The organism is Flavobacterium sp., from assembly GCF_043760115.1.
GTDB lineage: Bacteria > Bacteroidota > Bacteroidia > Flavobacteriales > Flavobacteriaceae > Flavobacterium.
On record NZ_JAYUPK010000013.1, the window covers coordinates 1 to 10,485 of the forward strand.

Sequence of the window (10,485 nt, forward strand, 5' to 3'; positions counted from 1 at the left end):
AATATTGTACAGAATTATATAATATTTAAACTTTAAAATACAATTCTAACTCATTTTAATTTGTTAATTTTGATTAATAAAATTTATACAATAGTTTTATAAAAAAATAATAATTGAAACTTTGCAACTTAGCGTCTTTGCGAGATAAAAAAAAGACAATTCGTAGTAAAGAAATCAACAAACTAACAAATTAAACAAAAACTTATGAAAAATAGAACTAAAATTTTAAGTATAGCAGCATTAGGATTACTGCTTGCATGTTCTCAAAATCCGTTTACAGGACAAAAAACATTGGCTTTAGTTTCTAATAGCGAAATTTTACCATCAGCTTTTCAACAATACAATCAGTTTTTATCAGAAAATAAAGTTATTACTGGAACAGCAGAAGCTAGAAAAGTAGAAACAATTGGTACAAAAATAAAAGTTGCAGCCGAAAGATGGTTAAACGCCAACGGTCAAGCCGGATATTTAAACGATTACCGTTGGGAATATAAATTAGTAGATGACAAAGCAGTAAACGCTTGGTGTATGCCAGGCGGAAAAATTGTAGTGTATACAGGAATTTTACCAGTTACAAAAGATGATGCAGGTTTAGCAACAGTTATGGGACACGAAGTTTCTCATGCATTAGCAAATCACGGTCAACAGCGAATGAGCGCAGGACTTTTACAACAACTTGGTGGCGCTGGAGTTGCAGTTGCAACTGGAGGTAAAAGTGCAGAAACACAACAAATGGCAATGACAGCTTATGGTGCAGCTACAGAAATAGGCGGAATGCTACCTTTTAGTAGAAAGCACGAAACCGAAGCAGATAGAATTGGATTAATTCTAATGGCAATTGCAGGTTACGATCCAGAGCAATCAGTAGTATTTTGGCAAAGAATGTCTGCAGCATCCAACGGACAAAAACCACCAGAATTTATGAGTACGCATCCATCAGATGCAACAAGAATAGCAAATTTAAAAGCATTAATTCCAGAAGCTAAAGCAGAAGCAGCAAAATTTGGAGTGACATTTAAATAAAATAAAAAGTTTATATTTGAACCATCAGTTTTTGCTGATGGTTTTTTTATGTAAAATTAGTATTAAGATTTACTATTATTAAATATTGAAATCAATAATAGTTTAATTTTATAAAGAAAATAAAAAGTTACAATAAATATTGTTAATGAATCTTAATTTACTTTAATGGTTTAAAAACACAATAATTATAAATTTAAAACAAATAAAAAAAACCTTTCGATTTTGCGTCTATTTGAGAGTTAGCGGATAGTTTCGAGCGACAGAAAACATACAGAAAAAATGAAAATGAAATCAACTTTTTTAATTCTAATTTTAATTACTTTTTCTTGTAAAAAAGAAACTGAAATCCAAAACGAAACTTGGAATAAAAGAATTAACGAATATGAAATTAACAAAGAACAAATTGATTTAAAGAAAGTTGTTAAACAAGACACAATTTATAAATTATTAGAAAAATCTACCGAAATTGACACTTTAGAATTCTCAAATAAAGTACCATTTTTATTCATAAAAACAGGGAAAATATTTTCTGAAACTACCAAAAATGCAATTCTCGTAAGTTGCCCAACTGATAAAACATACAAAATTGAACTTTATACATTGATAAATAAAAAATGGAGTAAAAGTGATGAAATTGATAAACTTGAAGTTCAATTAAGTCAATATGAAATTTTATTTAAAGATTATAACTTTGATAATTTTGCTGATATTTATTTGAACGCAACTTCATCTCAAGGTATTTCATTATCAAGAGGAAATTTATTAATTGTAAATTCGTTAACTAAAAAATTAGAAAAACATACAGAAACGAGAAATCTTGCAAATATATTTCCTGATAAAAAAACGAAAACTATATTTGTCGATAGCATCGCATATGAAAAAGACGGGAAAAGAATTTGGAATTTAATTTACAAATGGGAAAACGGAAAATTAAAAAACACAAAAAGAAAAATTAGAAATGAAGAAACATATTAATTCTAATAAAACCATCCGCTAACAGCGGTTTGGCGCAATTGGGGTTTTAGGCAAGCTCATAGGTTGGTTTTGTACTTGGAAGTTCGGTCTTTAATTTATACATTTGGCTAACCAAATCCCCAACTGACGTCAAGCCACGAGACGTTGGCAGAAATATTAATTTTAAATCTTAAAAACAACTAAATACAAAAAATTATGAAACAAAAAAATTTCAAATTCCTACAAACAATTGCATTACTAGCAATTATCTTTCAATTTTATTCCTGTGAATATGATTCAAATGATTTAAACACAACCACAGAAGATTTGAGTAGTTCTAGCAATTCTAAGCTTGGTGAAAAAAAAATTATTCCGTTTACAGTTGAGAATATGCGAAAAGCACAAGAAAACTTATTGAATAATCCAACTGCTTCTATATTTCCAAGTGCAAGTCAATACTACAGAAACAATGCTTCTGGTTATCAAATTGAAACAACCCATTATTATGTAAAATTTAGTCCTCAAGATAGTTTACAGTATGAGCGTATTGTTAATGATACCATTTTAGCAGTTTCAGACGAACCATTTGAATATACAATAGAAAGTGAAGGTGATAAATATCAAGATCCAGATTATGAAGGAACAGATCTTACCTATTACTATTCTGTTGTTTCTAAAAATTATCAACTTCCAGATAATGTTGACTATGAAATTATCGCAAACTTACACTTTACACCAGAAGATGAAATAGGTGATAATCCAACTGATATTCAAAAAGAAGAAATTGATTATTACCATGATTTGAATCTTCAAACGCTAAAATTAACTGACAATCTTGATACAGAAGACAAAGAAGAATTATTCTATTTATTTTCTATGCCAGATGGAACTCAACAACAAATGACATATGAAGAGGCTATGAATCAGAACATACCATTTTAAAATCTTGTAATTGATTTCAGCGAAATAGATTCTGAAATGGAGCGTAGAAGAAGTTGGAATCCTAGTGGCTTAATTACTGTACACGAAGATGCAATAGGTCAAAACATTGGCTTAAACGGTGCAAGAGTTAGGGTACGTAAATGGGGCTTTTTAGTAATAAGGAGAGCTACTACAAACAGTCAAGGATTTTTTATAACCTCAAGTACAAGAACGAAAAGAGTTAAATATTCGGTATTTTTTAAAAATAATCCATTATTTGTTGTTAAAGCTGGAACAGTATTTTGGAATGCAAGAGACATTGGACATAGAACTCATAAACGAGAAGCTTGGAGAAGACACTTTCAAGGTGGCATAAAACAATTTTATGGATTAATACATAATGCAGCTTATGATTATTATACTCGTATAGTTCAAACTTATAACATTCAACATCCAGGATATTATAAAAAGATTGTAGGAAAGGATTGGTACAATACTAGTTCGCACCACTTAAATAATATTGGCGCGACATTTGCCTTGTATGATATTAGAATAACACGTGGTTCTGGTGGTGCTTACAGAGGTAGTGATGGTATTTACGCAACAACAGTTCATGAATTAACTCATGCAAGCCATAGAAATTTAGATAGTGGTATGTTTTCAGTTTTCGAAAGTGGTAGCAATAATAGACTTTTAATTATGGAAAGTTGGGCAGAAGGTGTTGAAACAATTGTAACAAATGATAGGTATAATATCATAGCTAATAATTATCAATCTTCAAGAGCAATAGATAATGGTGGTCGTTGGAATTCTTTTAGACAAAGAAGGACTGCTTTAAATATGAATGAGTACACACCATTTGTTGAAGATTTAATTGATAATTTAAATCAAAATAATAATAATTCACTTTGGCCTTTGGATAGAGTTAATGGTTATAATCTTAATCAAATACAAAATTCTATTGACGATTGTAGAGACATTGATTGTATTGAAAGAAAGTTAATAAATAATTTTGAAGGAAATCCAACCGAAAATCGATTAAATGAAATGTTTAATTATGTAAGAGAAGTAAGAAATAATGCGGCAAATTGGGATTAGTTATGAAAAAAAGTATTTATTTTTTTATTGCATTCGCCTTATTTGTTTCGTGTACAGATAGGGGTGAAAGAGACGAATTTAACTATAATGTAAGTATAAATAATTCAACTACTGTGAGTTTAGTTATAGAAGGATATGCACCAAATAATGATCTAATTATTAACAACCTTATAATTAATTCAAATGCTACAGGAGCTGACTGTAACTATCAAGCAGAATTGTTCAGTGGTTATATCTGCGGTGTAGATTCATTAATATTTAAATTTCCAAATGGTAAAGGTTATATATGTGACCTTCGACAATCGGGTAACAATTTATGTTTTCCAAATAAATTTATTTTTTCAGAGGAGGGTTTTACTGAATTGACAAATAAAAATTATCAGTTTGTAATAACGGAAGAAGATTATAATAATGCTTACGACTTACCTTAATAAATATTTTAATCCATAAAATTAATTGCGACTTTTAGATAAAATGAAAGTCGCTTTTTTTTAATAAGCAAAATGGGAAATGAAAAAATACTTCTGCCAACAGCGGGTTGGCCCAATTGGGGTTTTAGGCAAACTTTAAAGTTGGTTTTGTAATTTAGGTTAGTTTTTTATTAGATACATTTGGCTAACCAAATCCCCAAATTCTTAAAGTCACGAGACTTTTAATAAATTATCAAATTAAACACTCATAATAAATCTTAATTTACCTTAATGATTAAAAAATAAAAACAATGCAACAACTAGAAAAAGGAAGTAAAAAATTATTAAACGCTTGGGCATTTTACGATTGGGCAAACTCAGTATATACTTTGGTAATTACTACGGCAGTTTTTCCAATATTTTACAGTTCTTTATTTGAAAAAGGTCAAGAATACATACCAGTTTTTGGTACTTCCATAAAAAGTTCAGCATTAATAAGTTTTGTGACTGCTTTTGCCTTTTTAGTAGTAGCATTTATTTCACCATTATTATCTGGAATTGCCGATTATGTTGGAAATAAAAAATCATTTATGCGATTCTTTTGTTACCTCGGAGCATTTTCTTGTATGGGATTGTATTGGTTTTCATTAGACCATATTTACATCGGATTATTATTTTATTTTCTAGCTTTAATAGGATATTGGGGAAGTTTGGTATTTTACAATTCCTATCTTCCAGACATCGCTTTTCCAGAACAACAAGATAAAATTAGTGCCAAAGGTTATTCTCTAGGTTACATTGGAAGTGTAATTTTGTTAGCCATAACATTAGGATTAATAATGAACGCCAAAGACGGAACCAAAATAGAAATGATGAAATATTCATTTGTTATGGTTGGAATTTGGTGGATAGCTTTCAGTCAATATTCTTATAATTATTTGCCTTCTGGAAATAAAAATTCTGAAAAAATTTCTAAAGCGGTCTTTTTTAATGGCTTTAAAGAATTAAAAAAAGTATGGGAAATTTTAAAACAAAATCAAGATTTAAAAAGATATTTAAGTAGTTTTTTTGTTTACAGTATGGCTGTTCAAACCGTTATGTTAATTGCAACTTATTTCGCTGCACAAGAAATAAAATGGTCTAGTGAAGAAGAAAGTACTACAGGATTAATAATTTGCATTTTATTAATACAATTGGTTGCAATTCTTGGAGCATTTTTAACATCAAGAGCTTCGGCCAAATTTGGAAATATTAAAACTCTTATTGCAATAAATTTATTTTGGACAATATTATGTTTGTTTGCTTATTTCATCACTTTGCCCATACATTTCTACGTTATGGCAACATTAATAGGTTTGGTTATGGGCGGAATTCAATCTTTATCTAGATCAACTTATTCTAAATTACTTCCACAAACTAAAGACACAACTTCTTTTTTTAGTTTTTATGATGTTTCAGAAAAAATAGGTATAGTAATAGGAATGAGTGTTTACGGAATTATAGATCAAATTACTGGAAGTCCAAGATTCGCAATAGTATTTTTAGCTGTGTTTTTTATAATAGGTTTACTGCTATTAACCAGAGTTTCAAAAAATAAATTTTAGTTTGTAAAAAATAATTATATTTGATAAAAATTTACAAAAAATGAAAAACCTTAATTTAGCTACACTTTTTTTATTTTTAATACTATCATTTTCATTCATTTCTTGTGATAATGAACCTTTAGATCCAGCATTAGTCACTCAATTAACTACTCCAGGAACTGGTGGTGGTTCTGGCGGAAATGGTGGTGGTGGCGGAACAGGTCCAGAAGTTCAAACAGGACAGTTTACGGCTACAGTTGCTGGACAAAATTTCATTTCAGATTCAAGCGTTGGTAATTATATTACTGTAAATGGTACAAATGTATTAACCATTTCTGGAATTAAAACAACTGGAGAATACATTGCAATTCAAATTAAAAATCCTGCAATTGGATCTTATGTAATAAATTCTTTAACAGGAAATCAAGTTATATCCTATCGTCAAAATGCTACAACTACAGATATTTACTCTGCAACTAATTATACAACTGGTCAACCAACTGGAGTATTAATTATTAATTCATTAAATTTTACTACGAAAAAAATATCTGGAACTTTTAGTTTTGATGGCTATCTTTTAAATAATCCAGCATTAACAAAACAAATAACTAACGGAATTTTTACAGATGTTTCCTTTATTGATAGCACAGTTACAAATCCGCCAGTAAATCCTACTATCGCTGGAACTTATTTATTAACTGCATTTAATACTTCTGTTCCAACTGATTTAAATGGAGATGGTACTTCTTCTATCAATCAAATGAATGAAACTACTTGCTTAAATAATAGTCTTTTGACCTTAAATAGTAACAATACTTTTACTGCAAATGGCGCAAGCATTGATATAGATTTGACAATTACTCCTAACACAATTACTTGTGAAAATGATCCAGCATTTACTGGAACTTGGTCATTAGCCGGTAATCTTCTAACAGTAACTTATGTTGAAAGCGGAATTACTTATACTGATGTTTTTACATCTTCTGGAAATACTCTAGTAATTACCGAACAAAATGGTCAGGTTGTAGGAACTGCTAATGGAAGTCCAGTCTTTTTAACAGCAGATATTTCTGCAGTTTACACAAAACAATAAACAATAAACCATAAACTAAAAACAATAAACTAAAAACAATAAACCATAAACAATAAACAATAAACAATCAAATCCGTCTATATGGCGGATTTTTTTATGTGGCACAATCATTGTATTTTTATTCGATAATCCGATTTATTGGTTTTACATCGATTTTACTGCCATTTCTGTGTCATACATCGATTTTAATTCGGTATCCAAAATCCTTAACTTATATTTGTTACTAAATTTACTAATTTTTAACGTCTTTTTGACTACTACTATATTTTATGTCCAATCAACGCATACTTACTTTTGACAATTTGTCACTACAAGAATTTGATTCAGAAGCCGAATTAATCCCACTTTTAACGCCAGAAGACGAAGAGGAAATGAGCAACGAAGAATTGCCAGATTCACTTTCAATTTTACCATTAAGAAATACCGTTTTATTTCCAGGTGTAGTAATCCCAATTACTGCAGGAAGAGATAAATCTATAAAATTAATAAATGATGCTTACGCAGGTAGTAAAATTATAGGTGTAGTTGCTCAAAAAAATGAAGAAGAAGAAGATCCAACTAAAAATGACATTCATCATGTTGGAACTGTTGCCAGAATTTTAAGAGTTTTAAAAATGCCAGACGGAAACGTAACCGTAATTCTTCAAGGTAAAAAACGTTTCGAAATTGATGCAGTTATTTCAGAAAAGCCATATATTAAAGCTAAAGTTAAAGAAATTGCAGAAAAACGTCCAGGAAAACACGATACCGAATTTGGTGCAATTGTAGATTCTATTAAAGAATTGGCAATAGAAATTATAAAAGAAAGTCCAAATATACCTACAGAAGCAACTTTTGCAATAAGAAATATAGAAAGTCAATCGTTTCTAATAAATTTTATTTCTTCTAATATGAACCTTACTGTAGAAGAAAAACAAAATTTAATGATGATGAGCGTTTTAAAAGAACGTGCATTAGAAACATTAAGATATATGAATGTTGAGTTTCAAAAACTGGAACTTAAAAACGATATTCAATCTAAAGTTAGGTTTGATTTAGACCAACAACAACGCGAATATTTCTTGCACCAACAGATGAAAACCATTCAAGAAGAATTGGGTGGCGTTTCTAACGAGCAAGAATTTGAAGAAATGCGAACGCGTGCAAAATCTCAAAAATGGGATGATAAAACAAAAAAACATTTTGAGAAAGAGTTTTCTAAAATGCAACGTATGAATCCGCAAGCGCCAGATTTTGGAATTCAAAGAAACTATCTTGATTTATTTTTAGATTTACCTTGGAACAGTTATTCTAAAGATAATTTCGATTTAAAAAATGCTCAAAAAGTTTTAGACAGAGATCATTTTGGTTTAGAAGACGTTAAGAAAAGAATGATTGAACATTTGGCAGTTTTAAAATTGCGAAATGATATGAAATCGCCAATTATATGTCTAACTGGACCTCCAGGAGTTGGAAAAACTTCAATAGGAAAATCAGTTGCCAAAGCTTTGGGAAGAGAATATGTGAGAATTTCACTTGGCGGATTAAGAGACGAAGCAGAAATTCGTGGACACAGAAAAACTTACATTGGTGCTATGCCAGGAAGAATAATTCAAAGTATAAAAAAAGCAAAAACATCTAATCCTGTTTTTATTTTAGATGAAATAGATAAACTTTCAATTTCTAGTCAAGGTGATCCATCATCAGCATTATTAGAAGTTTTAGATCCAGAGCAAAACAACGAATTTTACGATAATTTCCTAGAAATGGGATTTGATTTATCTAAAGTTATGTTCATTGCAACCTCTAATAATATGGCAACCATTCAACCAGCATTAAAAGACAGAATGGAAGTTATTAAAATGAGTGGTTACACAACCGAAGAAAAAGTTGAAATTGCAAGACAACATTTGTTTCCTAAACAATTAAAAGAACACGGATTAACTGCCAAAGATTTAACTATTGGGAAGAAACAATTTGAAAAAATTGTAGAAGGTTATACTCGTGAATCTGGAGTTAGAAGTTTAGAACAAAAGATTGCACAAGTTATAAGAAATGCAGCTAAATCAGTTGCAATGGAAGAAGAGTACAATAATAAAGTTAGCGATGAAGATATTGTAAAAGTTCTTGGCGCACCAAAATTAGAACGAGATAAAGCCGAAGGAAATGATGTTGCTGGTGTAGTTACAGGTTTGGCTTGGACATCTGTTGGTGGAGATATTTTATTTATAGAATCATTGATTTCCAAAGGAAAAGGAACACTTACCTTAACTGGAAATTTAGGTACGGTTATGAAAGAATCTGCAACAATAGCTTTAGAATATATTAAAGCCAACGCAGCAATTTTTGGACTAGATCAAGACATTTTAACCAAATATAATATTCATTTACACGTTCCAGAAGGAGCAACTCCTAAAGATGGACCAAGTGCCGGAATTGCAATGCTAACTTCGTTAGTTTCACTTTTAACGCAACGTAAAATTAAAAAAAGTCTTGCTATGACAGGCGAAATCACTTTACGTGGAAAAGTTTTACCAGTTGGCGGAATTAAAGAGAAAATTCTCGCTGCAAAAAGAGCTAACATTAAAGAAATAATTTTATGTCACGAAAATAAAAGTGATATTGAAGAAATTAAGTCAGATTATTTAACTGGTTTAACTTTTCATTATGTAAAAGATATGCACGAAGTAATTGATATTGCACTTACTAGCAGTAAAGTTGCTAATGCGAAAACTATAGATTAATAATTATACTATATGGTTTTAAAGAATTAGGTATGAGAAAATAAACCTCATACCTTTTTTATTTTCAATTTTGCAATAACTTTAAAAATAATATCTTCGCATTTCCGTTATACAAATAGAAAATTGCTAATTTTTATATGTTTAAAAAAATATTTACCTCTTTAATGTTACTTTTTTGCGCTGTTTCTTTCAGTCAAATTGGAGGTAAATCTGTTTATCAATTTTTAAGTTTGGTAACTTCACCAAGACAAGCAGCTTTGGGCGGAAAAGTGCTAACGATTTATGATGAAGATGTAAATCAAATTCATTTTAATCCTGCAACAATAAATCCAGAAATGGACAATCATTTGGCTTTAAACTATGGAAGTTATTTTGGTGATGTAACTTACGGAACAGCTTCGTATGCTTATACTTATGACAGACATGTGCAAACATTTTCTGCCGGAGTAAATTATGTAAATTACGGAAAATTAGAAGGTTATGATGAGAACGGAATTAAAACATCAGATTTTACAGGAAGCGAAATTGCTTTAACTTTTGGTTACGGTTACAATATTCCGTTTACCGATTTTCATATTGGTGGAAATGCCAAATTAATTTCTTCGACTTTAGAAAGTTACAATTCATTTGGAGCAGCAGTAGATTTTGGCGCACTTTTTATAGATGAAAAAAATGATGTA

The 10,485-nt window shown here is 30.0% G+C and carries 9 protein-coding genes; all 9 read left to right on the forward strand.

What is annotated here, in order from left to right; genetic code table 11:
• Nucleotides 1-204: 204 nt before the first annotated feature.
• Complete coding sequence (locus ACH2BC_RS00885; protein ID WP_395052051.1) at nt 205-1,023, forward strand: M48 family metallopeptidase; 819 nt, start codon at nt 205-207, stop codon at nt 1,021-1,023.
• A 285-nt stretch (nt 1,024-1,308) separates the two neighbouring features.
• On the forward strand, nt 1,309-1,998 hold the full coding sequence (locus ACH2BC_RS00890) for an XAC2610-related protein (RefSeq protein ID WP_395052052.1): 690 nt from the start codon (nt 1,309-1,311) through the stop codon (nt 1,996-1,998).
• A 195-nt stretch (nt 1,999-2,193) separates the two neighbouring features.
• Nucleotides 2,194-2,919: a hypothetical protein gene (locus ACH2BC_RS00895; RefSeq protein WP_395052053.1), complete on the forward strand. Its 726-nt coding sequence runs from the start codon at nt 2,194-2,196 to the stop codon at nt 2,917-2,919.
• 36 nt (nt 2,920-2,955) lie between these two features.
• Complete coding sequence (locus tag ACH2BC_RS00900) at nt 2,956-3,996, forward strand: hypothetical protein (protein ID WP_395052055.1); 1,041 nt, start codon at nt 2,956-2,958, stop codon at nt 3,994-3,996.
• Nucleotides 3,987-4,427 carry a hypothetical protein gene (locus ACH2BC_RS00905; protein WP_395052056.1) on the forward strand — a complete coding sequence of 147 codons (441 nt, stop codon included), beginning with the start codon at nt 3,987-3,989 and terminating at the stop codon, nt 4,425-4,427. The genes ACH2BC_RS00900 and ACH2BC_RS00905 overlap by 10 nt, the downstream gene beginning before the upstream one ends.
• 290 nt (nt 4,428-4,717) lie before the next feature.
• On the forward strand, nt 4,718-6,010 hold the full coding sequence (locus ACH2BC_RS00910; RefSeq protein WP_395052057.1) for an MFS transporter: 1,293 nt from the start codon (nt 4,718-4,720) through the stop codon (nt 6,008-6,010).
• A 40-nt stretch (nt 6,011-6,050) separates the two neighbouring features.
• Nucleotides 6,051-7,082, forward strand: coding sequence for a lipocalin family protein (locus tag ACH2BC_RS00915; protein ID WP_395052058.1), 1,032 nt, complete (start codon nt 6,051-6,053; stop codon nt 7,080-7,082).
• A 269-nt stretch (nt 7,083-7,351) separates the two neighbouring features.
• Nucleotides 7,352-9,805, forward strand: coding sequence for an endopeptidase La (gene lon / locus ACH2BC_RS00920; RefSeq protein ID WP_395052060.1), 2,454 nt, complete (start codon nt 7,352-7,354; stop codon nt 9,803-9,805).
• 137 nt (nt 9,806-9,942) lie between these two features.
• Nucleotides 9,943-10,485: PorV/PorQ family protein (locus ACH2BC_RS00925; protein WP_395052061.1), on the forward strand; the 543-nt coding region annotated here is incomplete at its 3' end.

Bases quoted from the DNA above. Each gene is read 5' to 3' on its own strand.
- lon (WP_395052060.1), top strand. From the start codon at position 7,352: ATGTCCAATCAACGCATACTTACTTTTGACAATTTGTCACTACAAGAA.
- ACH2BC_RS00890 (WP_395052052.1), top strand. From the start codon at position 1,309: ATGAAATCAACTTTTTTAATTCTAATTTTAATTACTTTTTCTTGTAAA.
- ACH2BC_RS00910 (WP_395052057.1), top strand. From the start codon at position 4,718: ATGCAACAACTAGAAAAAGGAAGTAAAAAATTATTAAACGCTTGGGCA.
- ACH2BC_RS00885 (WP_395052051.1), top strand. From the start codon at position 205: ATGAAAAATAGAACTAAAATTTTAAGTATAGCAGCATTAGGATTACTG.
- ACH2BC_RS00895 (WP_395052053.1), top strand. From the start codon at position 2,194: ATGAAACAAAAAAATTTCAAATTCCTACAAACAATTGCATTACTAGCA.
- ACH2BC_RS00915 (WP_395052058.1), top strand. From the start codon at position 6,051: ATGAAAAACCTTAATTTAGCTACACTTTTTTTATTTTTAATACTATCA.
- ACH2BC_RS00900 (WP_395052055.1), top strand. From the start codon at position 2,956: ATGGAGCGTAGAAGAAGTTGGAATCCTAGTGGCTTAATTACTGTACAC.